At 44.1% G+C, this 19,722-nt stretch carries 17 protein-coding genes and 1 pseudogene; 13 read left to right on the top strand and 5 right to left on the bottom strand.

Annotated features, from left to right (window positions below):
• The first annotated feature begins 49 nt into the window (after positions 1-49).
• Positions 50-634 carry a molecular chaperone TorD family protein gene (locus TY49_RS20120; RefSeq protein ID WP_041967695.1) on the top strand — a complete coding sequence of 195 codons (585 nt, stop codon included), beginning with the start codon at positions 50-52 and terminating at the stop codon, positions 632-634.
• Positions 635-952: 318 nt separating this feature from the next.
• Here the strand turns inward: TY49_RS20120 and TY49_RS20110 are convergent, their stop codons facing one another.
• On the bottom strand, positions 953-1,177 hold the full coding sequence (locus tag TY49_RS20110; protein WP_041967693.1) for a DUF1128 domain-containing protein: 225 nt from the start codon (positions 1,175-1,177) through the stop codon (positions 953-955).
• A gap of 94 nt (positions 1,178-1,271) precedes the next feature.
• Complete coding sequence (locus TY49_RS20105; protein ID WP_041967692.1) at positions 1,272-2,627, bottom strand: alanine/glycine:cation symporter family protein; 1,356 nt, start codon at positions 2,625-2,627, stop codon at positions 1,272-1,274.
• A gap of 318 nt (positions 2,628-2,945) precedes the next feature.
• Between TY49_RS20105 and TY49_RS20100 the strand changes: the two genes are divergently transcribed.
• Together TY49_RS20100 and TY49_RS20095 are read left to right on the top strand one after the other, a co-directional pair.
• Positions 2,946-3,308 (top strand): hypothetical protein, encoded by a 363-nt coding sequence (locus TY49_RS20100; protein ID WP_041967691.1) that lies wholly within the window; start codon positions 2,946-2,948, stop codon positions 3,306-3,308.
• 52 nt (positions 3,309-3,360) lie between these two features.
• A complete protein-coding gene (locus TY49_RS20095) occupies positions 3,361-4,176 on the top strand; it encodes a YihY/virulence factor BrkB family protein (RefSeq protein WP_041967690.1) in 816 nt (271 codons plus the stop codon).
• Positions 4,177-4,868: 692 nt separating this feature from the next.
• Here TY49_RS20095 and TY49_RS20090 read toward each other — a convergent pair.
• Positions 4,869-6,788 carry a heavy metal translocating P-type ATPase gene (locus tag TY49_RS20090; protein WP_041967689.1) on the bottom strand — a complete coding sequence of 640 codons (1,920 nt, stop codon included), beginning with the start codon at positions 6,786-6,788 and terminating at the stop codon, positions 4,869-4,871.
• Positions 6,789-6,982: 194 nt separating this feature from the next.
• Between TY49_RS20090 and TY49_RS20085 the strand changes: the two genes are divergently transcribed.
• Positions 6,983-7,921: a DMT family transporter gene (locus TY49_RS20085; RefSeq protein ID WP_041967688.1), complete on the top strand. Its 939-nt coding sequence runs from the start codon at positions 6,983-6,985 to the stop codon at positions 7,919-7,921.
• A gap of 63 nt (positions 7,922-7,984) precedes the next feature.
• Here the strand turns inward: TY49_RS20085 and TY49_RS20080 are convergent, their stop codons facing one another.
• Positions 7,985-9,163, bottom strand: coding sequence for an MFS transporter (locus tag TY49_RS20080; RefSeq protein ID WP_041967687.1), 1,179 nt, complete (start codon positions 9,161-9,163; stop codon positions 7,985-7,987).
• Between the two features lie 163 nt (positions 9,164-9,326).
• Here TY49_RS20080 and TY49_RS20075 point away from each other — a divergent pair, with 163 nt between their 5' ends.
• The 5 genes from TY49_RS20075 to ggt all read left to right on the top strand — a co-directional run bounded on the left by TY49_RS20075 (position 9,327) and on the right by ggt (position 14,761).
• A complete protein-coding gene (locus TY49_RS20075) occupies positions 9,327-9,713 on the top strand; it encodes an OsmC family protein (RefSeq protein WP_041967686.1) in 387 nt (128 codons plus the stop codon).
• A gap of 485 nt (positions 9,714-10,198) precedes the next feature.
• Entirely contained in the window at positions 10,199-10,816 is a 618-nt protein-coding gene (locus TY49_RS20070; protein WP_041967685.1) for a YczE/YyaS/YitT family protein, read from the top strand.
• A gap of 156 nt (positions 10,817-10,972) precedes the next feature.
• Positions 10,973-11,833 (top strand): YfkD famly protein, encoded by an 861-nt coding sequence (locus TY49_RS20065; protein ID WP_041967684.1) that lies wholly within the window; start codon positions 10,973-10,975, stop codon positions 11,831-11,833.
• Positions 11,834-12,157: 324 nt separating this feature from the next.
• Positions 12,158-12,940, top strand: a complete 783-nt coding sequence (locus tag TY49_RS20060) for a YtxH domain-containing protein (protein WP_052442244.1) — start codon at positions 12,158-12,160, stop codon at positions 12,938-12,940.
• Positions 12,941-13,075: 135 nt separating this feature from the next.
• Positions 13,076-14,761, top strand: a complete 1,686-nt coding sequence (gene ggt / locus TY49_RS20055) for a gamma-glutamyltransferase (RefSeq protein WP_041967683.1) — start codon at positions 13,076-13,078, stop codon at positions 14,759-14,761.
• A 47-nt stretch (positions 14,762-14,808) separates the two neighbouring features.
• On the opposite strand, the gene TY49_RS20050 is transcribed toward ggt, so the two are convergent.
• Positions 14,809-15,312: a DUF421 domain-containing protein gene (locus tag TY49_RS20050; protein WP_041967682.1), complete on the bottom strand. Its 504-nt coding sequence runs from the start codon at positions 15,310-15,312 to the stop codon at positions 14,809-14,811.
• A gap of 182 nt (positions 15,313-15,494) precedes the next feature.
• Here TY49_RS20050 and TY49_RS20045 point away from each other — a divergent pair, with 182 nt between their 5' ends.
• From TY49_RS20045 to TY49_RS20030, 4 genes and pseudogenes are all read left to right on the top strand, one after another.
• Positions 15,495-15,680 carry an SE1561 family protein gene (locus tag TY49_RS20045; protein ID WP_041967681.1) on the top strand — a complete coding sequence of 62 codons (186 nt, stop codon included), beginning with the start codon at positions 15,495-15,497 and terminating at the stop codon, positions 15,678-15,680.
• Positions 15,681-16,066: 386 nt separating this feature from the next.
• Complete coding sequence (locus tag TY49_RS20040) at positions 16,067-17,620, top strand: fumarate hydratase (RefSeq protein ID WP_041967680.1); 1,554 nt, start codon at positions 16,067-16,069, stop codon at positions 17,618-17,620.
• A 107-nt stretch (positions 17,621-17,727) separates the two neighbouring features.
• A pseudogene (gene pdaA, locus TY49_RS20035) lies at positions 17,728-18,536 on the top strand (delta-lactam-biosynthetic de-N-acetylase).
• 322 nt (positions 18,537-18,858) lie between these two features.
• Positions 18,859-19,719 carry a DNA-3-methyladenine glycosylase family protein gene (locus tag TY49_RS20030; protein ID WP_041967679.1) on the top strand — a complete coding sequence of 287 codons (861 nt, stop codon included), beginning with the start codon at positions 18,859-18,861 and terminating at the stop codon, positions 19,717-19,719.
• The last annotated feature ends 3 nt before the right edge of the window (positions 19,720-19,722 follow it).

The following is a 19,722-nucleotide window of genomic DNA, read 5'->3' as shown; positions in this document are numbered from 1 at the left end:
GTGCCTTGATGGTCCCCTCGAAATTTCTTGAAAAATGAAGGTGGAGACAATGATGGAAGAACGATATGGAAAGCTCGCAATCGCGAATATCATGACAAGCATCTGGCTTGGGGAATGGGATACCTATGAAGCATTCATGAACGATGTCCCTGAAGGAATGCGGGAGGAGCTTACATTTCATTCATTTTACAACCGGGATGAAGTGCAGCTCTGGTATGACAATCACTTTTTCATACCGGGAGATCACTTTGTCTCCCCTTATTTTTCATCATACACGAAAAATAATGAAGATGAAGAAACCCGCAGGCATGAACTCCTTTGCCTGATCGGCCTTTATGAAAAAACAGCCTTCTATTTCCCGCTTGAACAAGACAGATTGCCAGACCATTTCGGCAGCATGACCGCATTTATCAGCTCGATTTTACAGGGAGAGATCAAAGCGGAACAAGAGGGCAACGGCGAACACCTTCAGCAGCTCGGAGAAATAGAAGCAGAAATGCTGACAAGATTTATCACGCCAGTATTAAAACCATTGCTTGAAAACGCCGAAGCAAAAATCAACCATCCGTTCTTCAAAGAGTTCCTCAGCTTTTATGCAGAAATGATGAGTGAAAATTGGGCGGAGGCAGCATAAAACATGAAACGGTCCTCATATGTGAGGACCGTTTTTGAATTTGAGAATATCGTGACTTCATTTTCAATTAATTCGACCACATTTGAAGATAATTCAACCACATTTTGAATTAATTCGACCACATTTGAAGATAATTCAACCACATTTTGAATTAATTCGACCACATTTGAAGATAATTCAACCACATTTTCAATTAATTCGACCACATTTGAAATTATTTCAACCACATCCTAAATTAATCCACCCAAATTCACGATATGTTGACTACATCTCATTACACAACAAAAAAACAGGCACCCAATTAAGTGCCTGCCACCCTTACTGCTTTCTTAAGTTCCCTAGCTCTTCAGCGATCGCCTGCATTTCGTTCGGGCTGAAGTTAGTTTTACGCATGATCATATCATAGATTTCTTTCAATTCTTCATACATTTCGCCGTCAAAATGCGTTGATTTAATCGCGCCAAGGTTCATGAACTTCAATTTTTCCTTGATTTTTTCAATCATGAATTCAACGTTCTCAGGGGAATTTTTAGTTAAGTCCACTCCGTTCATCCTCTCAATGGTTGTACAACCATCTTTCCACGTTCGGTTAAAAAAGTCAATTACAAATCCGGCGCCATTGGGACGCCGGATCTACTTAAGCACTATACGTGTTAGCTTCGTTCTTTTCTTCCTTAATAGCATTCAAAATCTTTCTTGTTTCAACTACGACCACGCCAGACAAGCCGAGCAATCCGATCAGGTTCGGGAAGGCCATCAATCCGTTCATGACATCTGCTATGCCCCATACAACTTCAAGCTGGGAGATTGCTCCGATGAATACAGCAACGACAAACGCGATTCGGTAGTAAAACACGACATTCTTGCTGAACAGATAGGAGAAGCACTTCTCTCCGTAATAAGACCAGCCGATGATTGTCGATGATGCAAAGAACAGCAAACCAACCGCGACGATCACGGATCCGGTCTGGCCAAGGAACTTGCCGAAGGTCGCTGATGTAAGGTCGGCTGCTGTAGTATCTCCTGTGTACAAGCCGCCCATGACGATGGTGATTCCTGTGATGGAACAGATGACAATTGTATCAATGAATACCTGAGTCATCGACACAAGTGCCTGGCGTCCAGGAAGATCCGTCTTGGCTGCAGCAGCAGCAATTGGTGCAGACCCGAGTCCTGCTTCATTGGAGAACACGCCGCGAGCAACACCCATCCGAATCACAGTTCCGAGCGCTCCGCCGGCCACAGCCTCTCCAGTAAAGGCATCTGTAAAAATAAGTGCAACTGCTGCTGGAACGAGATCAAAATTCATAATCATGACCACAAGACCAGCAAGAAGGTAAAATGCTGCCATCACCGGCACAAATAAAGCAGTGACTTTACCGATGCTCTTAATTCCGCCAATCAGAGCAAGAGCCGTAAAAATTGTTAAGACAAGTCCCGTAACCCAGGCGGGCACTGAAAATGTTGATTGTACGACGCTTGCAACTGAGTTTGATTGAACAAGGTTGCCAATCCCGAAAGCCGCAATCGCGCCAAACAATGCAAATAAAACACCAAGCCATTTTTGGCCGAGTCCGCGTTCGAGGTAATACATTGGACCGCCGGACATCTCGCCATCCTTGTCCTCAACCCGGTATTTTACCGCTAAAATAGCTTCTGCGTATTTCGTAGCCATACCGAAAAACGCCGTAATCCACATCCAGAAGACGGCACCAGGTCCGCCTGTAAAAATTGCCGTAGCGACACCTGCGATATTACCGGTACCAACAGTTGCAGCCAGTGCCGTCATTAAAGCCTGGAAATGTGAAATATCCCCTTCTGATGTTTTGTCCTGTTTCTTAGTAAATGCCAGCTTGAGTGAGTATGGCAGCAGCCTCATTTGCAAGAAGCCGATGCGGAATGTAAGGTAGATTCCAGTCCCAACAAGCAGGATCAATAAAGGAGGACCCCAAACCCAGCCGCTGATCTTTCCAATCCAATCTTCAAATGTCATGATGCTCCTCCTTAAAAAGTTATATTCGGAAAATGTTCTTCAACAAGAATATTCTGATAATTAGTAGAAAGTCAAGCGATATCCATTAGGTAAAACTTAGTAGTTCAGATAATTCGTGCTTGAGTAGTTGTCGTAAAGGTGTTTTAAGCTTCCTAAAATATTATCCATTTTTGAAATTCACGGGAGCGGTGCTCTTAAAAATTCGCAATATTTTTCACATCACTTGCATGAAGTGATGGCAATCGTGGAAAATGTTAGTTAGGAGGCAGGCAACGAGAGGCCTGCAAAATGAGAAGGAAGACTCTAGGAGGAGAAAACATGGGCAGTTCGAAAAAGTTTTGGATGGGCATGGTGTTTGGCGCGTTGGCTGGGGGAGCGGTTACCCTTTTGGAAAAATCGACACGCCAGGCTGTAAAAGAGGATTTCAGCAAGGTTTCCAGCGGTGTTTCGTATGTTGTGAAAAACCCAAATGAGTTTATTGAAGACCTGAGAGAAACAGCGAATAAAGTAAGAGCAACAGTGGAACAAGTAACAGAGGACGTTGCTTTTATCACTGAAAAGGTTGAAGAAATAAAGGATGTACCGCCTCAGGTTACGGATTTGGTCAAAGATACAAAAGAAACGCTGAGAAAGATTGCGGCATCCGGACGAACACAGCAGCATATAGATGAAAAAGAATGATGAATTGACAAGCCCTGGGCAGGAGCTAGGATAGCATAAATGAGGTGAATGGATGGTTGATATATCATTTTTCAGGCATATGTGGCAAAGAATTCAAGAGGACGATGTTCCGGCACTTGCCGCGCAGCTTGCATATTTCTTTTTGCTTTCCTTGTTTCCGCTTTTGATTTTCCTGGTAACGCTTGTACCATATCTGCCAATTTCAGAAGTGGATATCCTCGGCTTCTTTGATGACTATGCACCTGGTAATTCGATGGATTTAATCAAAAATAGCCTCGAAGATATCATGAAAAAAGACGGCAAATTGCTGAGCTTTGGATTATTGGCGACAATTTGGTCAGCCTCGAACGGGATCAATGCGATTGTAAGGGCATTTAACCGTGCATATCGGGTTGAAGAAACAAGGTCATTCATCGTAAGCAGGTTTATGGCAATCTTTTTGACATTTGCCATGATCTTTGTGTTCCTGGTCGCTTTGATCCTTCCCGTGTTTGGAAAAGAAATTGGAAGCTGGCTGTTCGCGAATTTCGGACTGAAAGAACAATTCCTTTACGTCTGGAATATGCTTCGCTGGGTGATCAGTATTTTGATTTTATTCATTGTTTTTCTTGGTTTGTACTGGATTGCTCCCAACAAGAAGCTGACCTGTGTCAGCGGCATACCGGGATCAATTTTCGCAACCGGAGGATGGGTGCTCGTATCACTCGGATTCTCCTACTATGTCAGCAACTTCGCTTCCTACACCGCCACATATGGCAGCATAGGCGCAATCATCGTCCTGATGATCTGGCTCTACTTATCCGCGTATATCATTATCATTGGCGGGGAAATCAATGCTTATTATAGCGAAAAGAAAGCAGGCTGCTGACAGCCTTTTTTATCCTGAAATTACCTCATGTAACGCCAGCTGTTTTAGCAGAAGATACAAAAGAGGCTTGCTCCTCACTTTGATTAAGGGGGAATTTAGGATGACAAAGAAGACAAAGAAAGATGGAAGCACAAAGCAAAAAGGCAAAAGCAATCACAGCCAAAAAACATCCGGTTCAGCAAACGGATCAAACGGATATCACTAACACCAGGCGCCCCCATTCGGAGGGCGCTTTATCATTTTTGGCAGAAAATACAGTGACCTCGGAGAAAGTATGGAATATCTAAATAGAAGTTATTACGAACAGAAATTGCCGAAACCTAGGAAAAAGTGTCCTTCATCAAGGCCAGAGGAAAAGTGTCCGTCATCAAGGCCATGACGGACAGAAATCGAAGGAAACAGAGGAAAAGTGTCCGTCATCAAGGCCATGACGGACAGAAATCGAAGGAAACAGAGGAAAAGTGTCCGTCATCAAGGTCATGACGGACAGAAATCGAAGGAAACAGAGGAAAAGTGTCCGTCATCAAGGTCATGACGGACAGAAACCGGAAGAAAACAGAGAAAAAGTGTCCGTCATCAAGGCTATGACGGACAGAAATCACCGGAACTGATGCAAAAATGTCCGTCATATCAGGAAAAACGAGGATTGCAATAAAAAACTCCCACTGGATTAACCAGCAGGAGCTACGTTTTTATTTCAACAGTCTCAAGCTATTCAAGATAACCAGTATGGTGCTTCCTTCGTGGCCGATGACGCCGTATGGCAGGTCGAGCAGCTGCAGGAAGTTCGATGCGATCAGCACCATGATTACCAGGATGGAGAAGACGACGTTTTGCTTGACGATCCGATTCATCCGGCGGGATAGGTTGATGGCTTCGGCAATCTTCGGCAGGTCGTTTTTCATCAGCACGACGTCTGCTGTTTCCAGGGCAACATCCGAACCTTCACCCATTGCGATGCCTACGTTCGCGGTTGCAAGCGCCGGTGCGTCATTGATGCCGTCTCCGACCATGGCAACTTGGCCGTATTGTTCTTTCAATTTCTTCAATTCTTGAACTTTTGTTTCAGGCAGGCATTCTGCAATGTATCCTTCAACATGGCTTTCGGCAGCGATTGCCTTTCCCGTGTTTTGGCTGTCGCCTGTGAGCATGACGGTGTAGATGCCTTCTGACTTCAATAGGTCGATTGCCTGTTTTGTTTCTTCACGCACTACGTCCTTCAGTGCAATCAGCCCTGCCAGCTGACCATTCCGTTCGATAAACACAATCGTTTTTCCTTCAGCAGCCAGCTTTACTGCAGCACCATCTGAAAATGCCTCAGCGGCAGACCTTCCGACAAAGTCAGCTTTCCCGATTTTCCAATTCTCATTTTCAAAATGAGCCTTCACGCCCCAGCCTGATACATCCTCGATGCTCTCTGGATGAACAAGCTCTTTACCAAGCTTATCTTTGGAGTGTTTGACGATTGCGTTAGCCAACGGGTGATTGGAGTGGCTTTCAATCGATGCTGCTTTAAGCAATACATCATCACGGTCCAGTCCATCAGCGACAATCAAATTTGTTACTTCAGGCTTACCTTTTGTCAACGTTCCTGTTTTATCAAAAGCGATGGCTTTAAGGTGGCTCAGGTTTTCCAGGTGGACGCCGCCTTTGAATAAAATCCCGTGCTTCGCGCCATTCGAAATTGCCGACAAAGTAGCAGGCATAATCGAGGCAACGAGTGCGCATGGGGAAGCGACGACAAGCAGGATCATCGCACGGTAAAATGTCTCTGTCCAGCTCCAGTCTAGCAGATAGTGTGGAACAAACATCATCAGCACAACGACTGCTAGAACGACCTTTACATAAGTGCCCTCAAACCGTTCGATGAACAGCTGGGAAGGAGACTTCTCACTTTGGGCGTTCTGGACTAGCTGGATTATTTTTTGAAAAAGCGTTTCATCATTTCGTTTTGTGATTTCAACGGTAAGCGATCCGGTCAGATTGACCGTACCGGCAAAAACATCGTCGCCGGAATCCTTTGAAACTGGAATCGATTCCCCTGTGATGGCAGCCTGGTCGATGGTCGTCTGCCCCCTGGCAACCTTACCGTCCGATGGAATCCTTTCACCAGGTTTTACCAAAATTAAATCGCCAATTTCCAGTTCGGAAACATGAACTCTTTCTTCCACGCCATCTGAAATCCTCAATGCTTCCTCCGGCTGCAGCTCCATCAAAGAGGAAATTTCCTTATGGCTTTTGTTCATCGTATACGTTTCAAGCGCTCCGCTCATCGCAAAAATGAATATCAAAATTGCGCCTTCTGTCCAGTATCCAATAATGGCCGATCCAATCGCAGCAAAAATCATCAGCATTTCAACGTTCAATTCTTTGTCTTCGATTGTGGCTTCTATGCCTTCCTTCGCTTTTGCAAAACCGCCAATGACATAAGCAAGGATAAAAGCGATGACAGATGCTGTTTCTGAATCTCCCTTGCTCAAAATCCAGCCAGCAGCGATCAGGATCCCGCTAATGCTCGCGGCGATCAGTTCTGCGTGAGGCTTGATTTTTTCTATAAAGCTTACTTCTGGGACCGAGTTCTGCTTTGCTAACGCGCTTGCTCCCTGTGCCATCCTTTTCTCCTCCTTTAAAATCTCTAAATGATACTAATAATCACAATCATTACCCTTAAAAAACACGAAAGCTGCCACCAGATTGGTGACAGCGAGAATCCAAGTCAAAAGATACATATTGTGTTCACTATTATGTTACCATACAATATATGCTTTTTAAAAGAATAATTGCTTTTGTCTAAGGAGATAGTTTGATGACAACTAAAGACTTTTTTACACACCCGCTTGGCATTGCTGTTTCGGCTGCCGCGGCGACCCTCCTATGGGGGAGTGCGTTCCCATTTATAAAATTGAGCTATATCAGCCTTGATATCAAGCCGGAAGAAATGGGTGAGCAAATGCTGTTTGCAGGATACCGTTTCCTGCTTGCCGGGCTGCTGATTCTGATCTTATTCCTTCTTTTAAAAAGGAATATGAAGTTCAGGCCGGAGACGACAAAGTCGCTTCTGAAAATTGGACTGTTCCAGACGTTCCTCCAATATGTCCTGTTTTATATCGGACTTAGTTATTCAACCGGAATCCAGGGTTCGATCATTGCCGGGACTACTTCGTTTTTCCAAATCCTGCTTGCGCATTTCCTTTATCCAGATGACAGGATGAGCCGTTTGAAGGTTGCTGGATTGATGGTCGGATTCACCGGAGTCATATTTGCGAATTGGCCAAATGGGGATTACGAAATCAGTTTTGGCATTGGTGAAATCCTGCTGATGGGTGCAATGTTGGCTGGCGCATATGGAAATATACTCGCTAAGCAGGGAAGCGGCAAAATGGAGGTCATTTATTTAACGGCATACCAGATGATACTGGGGTCCCTGGGTTTGATTGCGATTGGAGCTTTTTCAGTCGGGCTTGCTCCATTCGATTTCGACCTAAAGTCTGGTTTGATGCTCCTCTATCTTGCATTCCTATCAGCGGCAGGCTTTATTTTGTGGAACAATGTCATGAAATACAACCAGGTCGGCAAAGTGTCATTGTACTTGTTCCTGGTTCCTGTATTCGGTGTGATGTTATCAGCACTCCTGCTAGATGAACCGTTACATTATTTTGTCATAGCTGGATTAATATTGGTGGTGACAGGAATCGTCCTTGTCAACCGGCCTGCACGAAAAAGAAACAGCCTCCCTGCGAAATAGGGAGGCTGTTTTGCGTTGTATATAGGAAATCAGGGCTAAAAGAGGCGCTTGCGATTTTTGTTCCTACAAAGAATTTGCCTGTTGTGTCGATCCTTCATGCCGAACCGCGACAAGAGCAATAAAAATCAACAGCAGCATCGTACTGATCACGTAAAAGAAGCTGATGCCTTTCAGCCACTGGATGGCCAGTCCGCCAATGAATGGGCCGCTGATGCTTCCAAAGCTGAAGAAAATGCCGCACATTAGATTGCCTGCCGGCAACAGCTGTTTCGGCAGCAAGTCTGCCATATAGCTGATGCCGAGAGAGAATGTTGATCCTACAACCGTTCCCGCTATAAAGAAGCAAATAAGCAGTCCGGTCGTCGAATTCTCTAGTAAGCCAGCTGCAGTAAAACTGATGAAGCCGGCTAGCGTGACGACGAGCATGACATTCCTCCGGCCGAGCTTATCACTTAATATACCTAACGGGAGTTGTGAAAGAATTCCGCCAATCGCAAAGGCGGGTAGCAAGAGCGCTACCGCATCGACACCGATTCCTGATCTCATTGCATAAACAGGGAAGTTACCGTTAAGGCTGGCTTCCAAAAATCCGTAGCCAAATGGCGGCAGGAACGCAACCCAGGCATATTTGAATACTTTTCCAAACCTTTTCATTGTCCCGAAGAAGGATGTGCTGTCACTGTCATGTTCGGGACGCTCGTTTTTCAGCAGCCAAACAGTCAGCCAGGCGGCAAGGCTGATGGCAGAAGAAATGATGAAAGGCAGAGTCGTGTTCACTTTTAAAAAACCAGTCATCAATGGACCGGCAGCGAATCCCAGTCCGAAAAACAATCCGTAAAGCGAGATATTCCTTCCAAGCCTGTCTTTAGGCGAAAAAGAGGTAATCCATGTCTGTGTCGCAAAGTGAAGCATGTGGTCGCCAATGCCAATTGCCAGCCTTAACAAAAACCAGAACCAAAAGGACTTCCATAATGGAAATAGCGCAAGTGAGATGGCTACGGTAAATCCGCCAATGAGAATGATCGGCTTATAACCAAATCTGCGGAGCGGCGCTTCCATTAATGGAGAGGCAATCAGTATTCCTAAATACAAGCCTGTGGCATGAAAGCCATTCATCGATGACGACACACCATCTTGTTCAAAAATAATTGCAATCAATGGAAGCAGCATTCCCTGCGAAAAGCCTGAAATGGCGACTATGCTGACCAAAATCCAGAAACGAAGCTTCATACTTATGTTCATAATAATAAAATCTCCCTAAGTACTTAATACTCTTTTGATGTTAACGATATAAAATTTTATGTGCAACGGTTTTTATTTTTATTTATGGAAAAAATAGTGTAATCTCATGGTAATAGTCAAAATTAACTTTTTAAATAGAGGTTGCGATAAGGGAGAGAGTAACATGGAATTCAAAATGAAACCGGATGTGGGTTTTTTTACAGAAGTAGACTTCGGAAGGCTGGATGTTGCTGGTGACGAACAGTATGGTTTCAGACCTTACCAGCTGCTCGTGTCATCAGTTGCGGTATGCAGCGGCGGAGTCCTTCGAAAGGTACTGGAAAAAATGAGAATGGACATCAAGGATATACATATTCTTGCTGATGCTGAACGAGTTGAAGAGGAAGCGAACAGAGTAAGCAAGATTACCGTTCATTTCCGCATTGCCGGCAACAATCTTGATGAAAAGAAAATCGAAAAGGCAATGGTGTTGACGAGGAAAAATTGTTCAATGGTCCAATCGGTCGCAGGCAGCATCGAGATTGAAGAGACGTTCGAAATCGTTCAATAATTGTTCTTAAAGGCGAGTTACACCATTAGCTCAATATGCTATAATGAGTATTGGAATTTACCTGTATTAATATAATAGAAACAATGAACTCTGTTCCGGGAGGACAGGGTTCTTTTTTCGCTGTTTTAGGAATAATCCAACGAGCGTTCAGGGCATTATGGACATTTCAAGGCCGGTAAGCTGATGAAATGTCTAAAAAGAGGTGTTTAATGCACATTTCAAGGCTGGTAAGCTGATGAAATGTCTAAAAAGAGGTGTTTAATGGACATTTCAAGGTTGATAAGTTGATGAAATGTCTGAAAAGAGGTGTTTAATGGACATTTCAAGGCCGGTAAGCTGTTGAAATGTCTAAATACTGGCCTTTAATAGATATTTCAAGGCAAGCATGCCGCAAAAATGTCTAATAAGTAGCAGTCTTATTCGAACCTCTAGGCTCGGCCTAAAATAATTAATAGAACGGTTATATAAGAAGGAGAATATGGAATATGGCTTTTGTATATCGCACTCTATTTTACATCATTGGGTTAATTATTCTATCTTTTGGAGTATCGATGACCATTAAGGCTGGATTGGGAACAGGTGCATGGGATGCACTCAATGTCGGATTATCAAATACTGTGGGGCTGACACCTGGCAGCTGGGTTGTGATTGTCGGTATTATCATGATTTTCATCAATGCGGCTTTAGTAAAAAGACGCCCGGATGTGGCTGCGATTATCACGCTGCTGATCACAGGTGTGCTGATTGACTTCTGGCTTTTGCGTGTGTTCCAAGACTTGGTAGTTACCGGATATGCAAAGCAATTTGGAGTCTTTCTATTGGGAATGGTTGCACTAAGCTTTGGACTGGCAGTATACCTGCAGCCGAAATTTCCGTTGATACCTATCGACAATTTCATGATGGCATTAAGGGAACGATTCGGTCTCAATCTGATGGTAGCAAAAACGCTTGGCGAGGTCTTTGCCTTGTCTGCTGCATTCATTTTTAAAGGACCAATCGGTATCGGAACATTAATAGTAACTTTCGCAATCGGCCCGCTGATTCAATTGTTCTATCCTTATTGTGAAAAACTTTATAATAAGCTGCTCACTTCAGCACGATAAATTTGAGGCTCTGTCCATGAACAGAGCCTTTCTTTATGTCTGCAAATAACAAAGTTTCCGAACAGCTCCATAAATCTTTGGATAAAGTTAATCAACTCCGAAAACACTATAAACAAACTTATAAGTTTCCTGTAGTGAAAGGAGAAAACAACACCAATGAAAAAAGCAGCAGCTATCCTTGTGATGACGATGGTTTTCATGATGTCCATTTTAGCGCCTGGCTTTGCTGAAGAAGGGAAGGCGAAAAAAGTCCCTCAGCCAAAGCAGACTGAAAACGCACCACAGCCAAAGCAGACTGAAAAAGCAAAGTATACCATTCCGAATTCTGTCATGAATGTCACGAAGGACAACACCTACCCTAACCCGACGGAGGATTTGCCTTTCCTTCAGCCAAGCGAGCTTACGAAGAACTTGATCAAAACATCAAAAGTGAAGATTGAGAACCCGGATTTAATTCGTATGCTGAATGAAACGACCATTAACAGCACACCTTTTGCAATCGGATATCGTGCGATTGTTTACCTTGGCGAATGGCCGTTGAATTATGTATCTAGTGAAACTTCCCCAAATTGGGAATTCCAGAAAATCAATACAAACTACTATGATAATCGCGGTGGAAATTCTATTTATCAAATTCATTATGTTCAAGAGCAGCAAAAATCTGTTAAGGGCGGCTTGACGGCAAAAATTAAGAACGCTGAAGATGTGCAAAAGATGATGCTTTTAAAAGCAGCAAAGAAAACAGGATTGCCGCTTGCGTTTGAAACAATAGTCGGCGCCGGTACGAAAAAAGATCATATCTATAATATCCAGCCCAAACGCCTCGGTTACCTTTACGCCTACGCACCAGCCATAAATGAAAAGGGCAAGGTGACATATGGAGAGGTCTACCTGATGCTTAAAGGGAGCAAGAAATTCATCGTCGTCAAAAATGTTGTCTCTCAGGGAATTGGTGCATGGATTCCGGTTCAGGACCATGTTAGCTTCGGTTTTGTATCCAGCGAAAGACCAAGATAAATAGTAGAAAATAGCCTTATTCCTTTTAAAAGGAGTAAGGCTTTATTTTTTCCGAAATAGGAAGGTGTAAAATCACTTCGAGAATTGTCTAGCTCCAGCGCCTAGCCCCTCGAGTCGCTTCGGTCCTGCCAATGAAGTCAAAGAACGACTTCACTGTCAGGCCCTCCAGCGCTTGTCGGGGCTGACCAAGGCGCTTGTGCTTTTCTTCCGGTAATTTTTTCCTCTTGACAAAAGGTATATATATCCTGTTTAACGTCTGTCCAGGCCGGGAAATAGATAGACATAACAAAATAAAACACCAAACATTAAAGGAGGAAATATATTATGTCTGAAAACATTCTTTCAAACAACCAACCGGGTAACACTTCTAATTATAATATGAACAATAACATGTACACTTCTTCAACGGAGAATGCTTCATACGATACAACAACTGGTACAACAACATACGCAAGCACAACTTCAGGTGATTCGTATTCAAACAATACTTCAATGGGCGGCTACTCTAACAGTTATGGAGTAAGCTCAAATAACTCAAGCTCGTCAAACGGCAAGCTCATGAAGGGTGTCCTCATTGGAGCGGCAATCGGAGGTGCATTGACTTTGCTTGATTCAAACACTCGCTCTAAGGTGAAGGATAAGGCTGTCAATGCAAAAGACACGTCGATGAATGTGTTCAGCGAAGTTAGGAACAATCCTTCTGACGTGAAGGAGCAAATGATGGGGAGCTTTAAGGAAGCATCCAGCATTTTAAAGGAAGCGATCAGTGATGCGCAAAACCTTTATCAGCGCCTGAATGATGATGTATTCAGCAAGGTGAATGAGGCAAAGTCCAATTCTTCTGAAGCTATGCAAACAGTAATGGACGCTAAGGATGAACTTAAGGAAGTTGGATCAAAAGTGAAGGAAGCAGGTTCTACTGCAATGGACAACCCAGTGGTTAACTCTGCATCTGAATCAGGTACTTCAAACTCAAGTTCAAACGGTGCTGCTGATGCATATGCAACAGGCATGGAGAGCAAACCGTCTGATACAACAGGCCTTGGTAACACTTCCAACACCTTCACGGTATCGCCGGAAAATCAGAAAAATGATAATAACAGATAAACGTATGTCGATAACCAGTCCTGGATTTCCAGGACTGGTTTTTTATTGTCACTAATCCCATATATTTGTCTGTTTTCTATCCTGCTTGAAGGGGTATTTAATAATATAGGCAGATAGATAGGGAGGACATTGTCAATGGATAAGGAAATGAAACCACGCTCTAACAGGTGTGATTATGATAGAGAAACAGCAACAGGTAAAATCGCGATGGCGGCTTCGGCTCACCCGATCGCCACAAATGCCGGGGAGAAGATTCTCCGTGAAGGCGGCAATGCGATTGATGCGGCCATCGCCATCCAATTCGGCTTGAATGTCGGCGAACCAATGATGACTGGCATCGGCGGCAGCGGCTTTTTCATGGTTTATCATGCCGAAAGCAAAACAACGAAAATTTTTGATGGTCATACTAGGGCACCAAAAGCGGCGCATTCGGAACTTTTTTTAGATGAAAAGGGAGAAGTTGTCCCTTTTAAAGTGAGATCAACAAATGCGACAGGAGTAGGTGTACCAGGAATCCTGAAAGCCATGGAAGCGGCAAGGAAGGAATACGGAACAAAGCCGCTTGCAGAATTGATCGAACCGGCTGCACAGGCAGCTGAAAAAGGCGTGGAGGTCAACTGGGTGATGGAAGAAATCCTCAACACCTTTGATTACCGTCTCGGCGAGCACGCGAAGGAATTGTTCCAGCCTGGAGGAAAGTCCCTTAAAGAAGGGGACGTCTATCAGAAGGAGCACCTCGCGAAAACATTCCGTATCCTTCAGCGTAATGGAATAGAGGCATTCTATGAAGGTGAGATTGGTGAAGCGATTATCTCCACACTAAAAGAGCTTGGCGGGATTATGGAAATGTCGGATCTCAGAGACTATGAGATCACAATTGATGAACCTGTCTGGGGAACGTACCGAGACTACAAAATAGCTTCCTCCAATATGCCAAGTGCCGGCGGAACAACGATGCTGCAAATTTTAAAGCTGCTCGAGGGCTATGACCTTAGCAAGTATAATGCGAAATCATGGGAAAAGTATTATTTATTTACCGAAGCAATGAGGATTGCTTTTTCTGATAAAATCGCTTTTGCAGGCGATCCGGAATTTGGAGAGATCCCGTTAAATGGTCTGCTCAGTGAAGAGTATCTTGCAGAGCGACGCAAACTGATTAATTTCAAACGAAGGAATGATGCAGTCGACTTTGGTAATCCATGGGCTTATACCGATGGACAAGAAATCAATGTGGTGCGCCAGCCGTTCGAGCCTGAAAAGGAAAGAAGTGAAACGACCCATTTCACTGTCATGGACAAGTGGGGCAATATTGTCGCCTGCACATCTACGGTGGAGCATCCATTCGGATCAGGAATCATGGTCAAGGACCATGGATTTGTATTAAACAACGAATTGACTGATTTTGATGCGGTCCCTGGCGGCTTGAATGAGGTTCAGCCAGGCAAACGACCAGTAAGCTGCAAGACGCCGACGATTGTTTTCAAGGATGATGAACCTGTTTTGACACTTGGATCTCCAGGAGGTCCGACGATCATCGGGTCGGTATTCCAAACACTCGTCAATGTTCTTGATTTTGGGATGGACCTTAAAGATGCTATTGAAGAGCCAAGGATTTTCAATAGTACAGGCCCGCTCATTGGCTGGGAATCTGGAATCAGCATGGAGGCGAAGGGGGAATTGGAATCGATGGGATTCGAGTTCGCCGATGGACCATTTCCACTTGGCAATGTCCAGGCTATCAAGATTAATCGTGAAAAAGGCCTCATATATGGAGCGGCAGATTCGAGCCGGGAAGGGAAGGCTACTGGTCTTGATGAATAGCTAGATTCAAAAGAGAAACAGGCTGTAAAAAATTCAGCCTGCTTCTTTTATATGTCAACATTATCCAGGGTGTTGGTCTTCGAATCTGATTTTTTTATGACGGAAATGCGTCCGTCAGTTTCTAGGACGACAGCTTCCACCTGTTCCATTGAGCTGATGCCGCTTGAACGTGCTGCCTGGAGAATTTCAACTTCCAAAACACGCTCTTTTACTATATTTTCTTTTAAATATTTCCCTTGATAAAAAATCAATTTTGGATCTGATTTGATTAGCTTCTTGAAGCCATCTGAACGGATGGACAGCCATGCTACCAGATACTGTAGGGCAATCAGGATAAAGAAGGCGGAGATTCCTTCAACGAGAGCCACATTTTTATTCAAGAGGATGGTTGCCAGAGTTGATCCGAGCGCGACGGTTACGATCAAGTCGAAAGCATTCATTTTGGATAATGTTCTTTTGCCGGAAACCCGCAGCAATAAAACAAGAGAGGAATAAGCAAGCACACCGACAATCAGTGTACGCCAAACCGCATCCCAGGAATTAAAGAGCATATTATCACCTCATATATGTTTTTTCCTAAAAAAGCTTGGGCAAACATTATGGAGAAAGGGGAATACTATCCAATAGATGTGTTACTCCTTATCTGTAAACTATTCAGTAACTATTTGCCGTAATATTGCACAATTCCCCATTTTTAGGTAGGATGTTAAAGGTAGTGAAAGGAGCGAGAATTTTGGGAAGTCCGATAAATGATAAAAATACGCAGGTTGTATTCTTGAAACAGCGTTTGGATATGTTTGCTGAGTTGCTTGAAGCAATTGATCCGGTAGAAGCGGACCTTGAGGATATTGACCGCATGATCCAGATCGTCGAAGAAATGGACGCAAAATGCCGCGAATTCAAGAATCGCGATATGTAAAAAAGACCTTTTTGATGAGGTCTTTTTTTTGCGTTCAATAATACTTGTCGGGGCTTACCAAGGTGCTTACGCTTTTCTTTGTCCAGCTCCAGCGCCTAGCCAGTTTTCATCCCTGAGAAAGCTTCCTCGATTATCTTGCGAGAAGCGTTAGCTTTGAGCAGCTCGAGTCGCTTCGGTCCTGCCAATGAAGTCAAAGAACGACTTCACTGTCGGGCCCTCCAGCGCTTGTCGGGGCTGACCAAGGCGCTTACGCTTTTCAAAATTGTAAACGATTCCACTTTCTATCTTTAATTCAATAGATGATAGGAGTATAATGATATCGGAGAAATTGTTATAAAATTTTCACATATAAAGAGCTAGAAAGACAAGGGGAGAGGGGTAGTCAGATGAATATCGGAAAGTTTCAGGAAAGTATGTACCAGCTGATTGTTGAAACATCCACGAACCTGCCGAAGGATGTACGAAGGGCGATTAAAGCGGCGGCAGAGCGTGAGAACGCGGGAACCCGTTCGGCAATGAGCCTTGATACGATCACAAATAACATTAAAATGGCTGATGACAATGTATCACCAATCTGCCAGGATACGGGCTTGCCTACATTCAAAATCAAAACTCCGGTTGGTGCCAACCAGATTGAAATGAAAAAAGCAATTTACAATGCAATTGCGCAGGCAACGAAAGATGGAAAATTGCGTCCAAATTCCGTTGATTCACTGACAGGGGAAAATAGCGGCGACAATCTTGGCGGCGGAACACCTGTCATCAAGTTCGAGCAATGGGAAAAAGATTATATCGACGCACGCCTGATTTTAAAAGGCGGTGGCTGTGAAAATAAAAATATCCAGTACAGCCTTCCAGCTGAACTAGAAGGACTTGGACGTGCTGGCCGTGACCTGGATGGTATCCGTAAATGCATCATGCACTCGGTCTACCAGGCACAGGGACAAGGCTGCAGCGCCGGATTCATCGGTGTTGGTATTGGCGGCGATCGTTCTTCCGGCTACGACCTCGCGAAAGAGCAGCTGTTCCGTACGGTTGAAGATGTTAATCCACATGAAGACCTTCGCGACCTTGAAGAATATGTAATGGAAAATGCCAACAAGCTGGGAATCGGAACGATGGGCTTTGGCGGCGAAACAACGCTTCTTGGCTGCAAAGTTGGTGTCATGAACCGTATTCCTGCTAGCTTCTACGTATCTGTAGCATACAATTGCTGGGCATATCGCCGTCTAGGTGTAGCTGTAAATCCTGAAAGTGGAGAGATCCAGGAATGGATGTACCAGGAAGGCGAGAAGATCGACTTCGCACAGCCTGCAGCCCAGGAAATCGCCGCAGCAGTTGAAGCACCGGAAGAACAGAATGTTGTTACATTGACTGCCCCAATTACCGAAGAGCAAATCCGCCAGCTTAAGGTGGGGGATGTCGTGAAAATCGACGGCATGATGTATACCGGCCGAGATGCAATCCATAAGTATCTGTCAGACCATGATTCGCCAGTTGACCTGAATGGCCAGGTCATCTACCATTGCGGTCCAGTTATGCTCAAGGATGAGGAAGGCAACTGGCATGTGAAGGCGGCAGGACCGACAACAAGTATTCGCGAGGAGCCTTACCAGGGCGATATCATGAAGAAGTTCGGCATCCGCGCAGTCATCGGAAAAGGCGGAATGGGAGCGAAGACGCTCGCTGCTTTGAAAGAACATGGCGGTGTTTACCTGAACGCAATTGGCGGCGCAGCTCAGTACTATGCTGACTGCATCAAATCCGTAGAGGGCGTTGACCTTATGAATTTTGGTATCCCTGAAGCAATGTGGCACTTGAATGTAGAAGGATTTACAGCCGTTGTCACGATGGACTCACACGGAAACAGCCTGCACGAGGATGTTGAAAAATCATCCCTTGAAAAATTGGCACAGTTCGCTGATCGAGTATATAAGTAAATAAAACGAAAGGAGACTCGCTGTTAGGGCGGTCTCCTTTTGCTATTTATAAGAATTTTTTTCACCTGCTGACAAACAATAAGGAAAAACAACAATGGAGGAACATCATGAAGACGATTGTTAAAGTATTGCTTGCGTCGGCGCTGCTGCTATTGATTACCTTGCCAGCGACGACCGGTGCGGAGGAAAACTCCAACTCACCAATGCACTGGGGCTTTAAGAAGGGCCGCAACGGAAGGCAGGCAGATGCCGGCAGGATGTTTGAGGTCATCCTAGAAGATCATGGAGCAGTTTATAAAGGTGACAAGAATTCGAAGGATATTTATTTAACTTTCGATAATGGTTACGAAAATGGTTATACCGAGAAAATCCTCGATATTTTAAAAGAAGAAAAAGTTCCCGCGGCTTTTTTGTGACAGGACATTATCTCGAAAGCGCTCCGGAGCTTGTCTCCAGGATGGCAAACGAAGGCCATATCATCGGCAATCATTCCTGGCACCACCCTGACATGACGAAAATTAGTGATGAGAAAATCAAAAAGGAACTGGAAATGGTCAGAGCTGAAACAGAAAGAATCACTGGGAAAAAGCATATGACGTATTTGCGGCCGCCGCGCGGGATTTTCAGCGAAAGAACGATGGCAGTGGCGAAGGAAGCCGGATATACGCATGTATTCTGGTCACTCGCGTTTGTTGACTGGAATACGGACCAGCAAAAAGGCGCGCAATATTCATATGATAAAATCACGACGCAAATCCACCCGGGCGCAGTCTTGCTACTGCACACCGTATCAAAGGACAACGCAGACGCGCTGGGAAAAGTAATCAGGGATTTGAAAGAACAAGGCTACAAATTTAAAAGCCTTGATGATTTGATGTTAAGCAAGGGCGGAATGAAGGATCCGATGTTGTATTGATGGAGTGTCCCGGTATTCGTATGGTGCCGGGACTATTAAAATTGGTAAAAAAGCTTGTTTTTTTCCAAGTCGCCAATAAGTTTAGATTATCGCCAATAAAATCTGAAAAACGCCAATATAATTAAAAAATCGCCAATAAAACTTGGAAATCGCCAATAAAATTAGAAAATCGCCAATAAATTTAAAACCTGCGAAAAAAGGTGTGACTTTTCGTCTAAATATATGGCCGATTTTATAAAACCACGACCAAACCTTCACTATTTTCGAAAAAAACCTGCGAAAGTGCTATAATACGGGGAAAATACTTAAGGGCGGTTTGTATATGTGGGAAGAAAAGGTGTCGGTTTCCGGGCCATATGATTTTGATCTTGCTTTAAACAGGCTGGCGCTCGATCCTTTGCATTCAGTTGAAATGGAAAAGCGACTTGTAAGGGTACCGCTTGTTTTTAAAAATAAAAAAATCGTCGCAGAGGTCATCGGAACAGGTTCTCTGGAAAATCCCGAATTCCTTATCCGTGCTGATCACGATAAAGAAACAACGTTACAGCGTTTAACTGAAATTTTTCAATGGAATGTGGCATTGATCCATATTCATGAGCATTTCCAAACGACGGAGTTAAAGAACTTGTTCAATGAACATTATGGCACTCCGCTTGTCCTGGAATTTGATCCCTTTTCTAGTTTGATCAAGAGTATCATCCATCAGCAGCTGAATTTGAAGTTTGCATTTACACTGACAGAGCGATTTGTAAAAACATACGGTGAAGAGCTTGACGGAGTCTGGTTTTATCCGTCGCCTGAAAAAGTGGCGCAGCTTACGGTTGAAGAGCTGCGTGAATTGCAATTCAGCGGACGGAAGGCAGAGTATGTAATTGGAATCGCCGAACTGGCAGCATCGAGACAACTTGATTTTGAAAAAATGAAATCAAAGCCTGATGCAGAAGTTGCCCAGGAATTAATCAAGATCCGTGGAATTGGTCCGTGGACGGTTGAAAACTTTCTGATGTTTGCACTTGGGAGGCCGAATCTGTTCCCGATGGGGGATATTGGCATCCAAAATGCGCTGAAGAAATACTTTAACCTGGATGAAAAACCGACTCCAGCGCAGATGGAAAAATATAAAGAACCATGGAATCCTTATTTAAGCTATGCTTCGCTCTATTTATGGAGAAGCATTGAATAATTG

Source organism: Mesobacillus selenatarsenatis SF-1 (genome assembly GCF_000813125.1).
Lineage (GTDB): Bacteria > Bacillota > Bacilli > Bacillales > Cytobacillaceae > Mesobacillus > Mesobacillus selenatarsenatis.
This window is presented reverse-complemented; position numbering and strand designations above follow the sequence as displayed.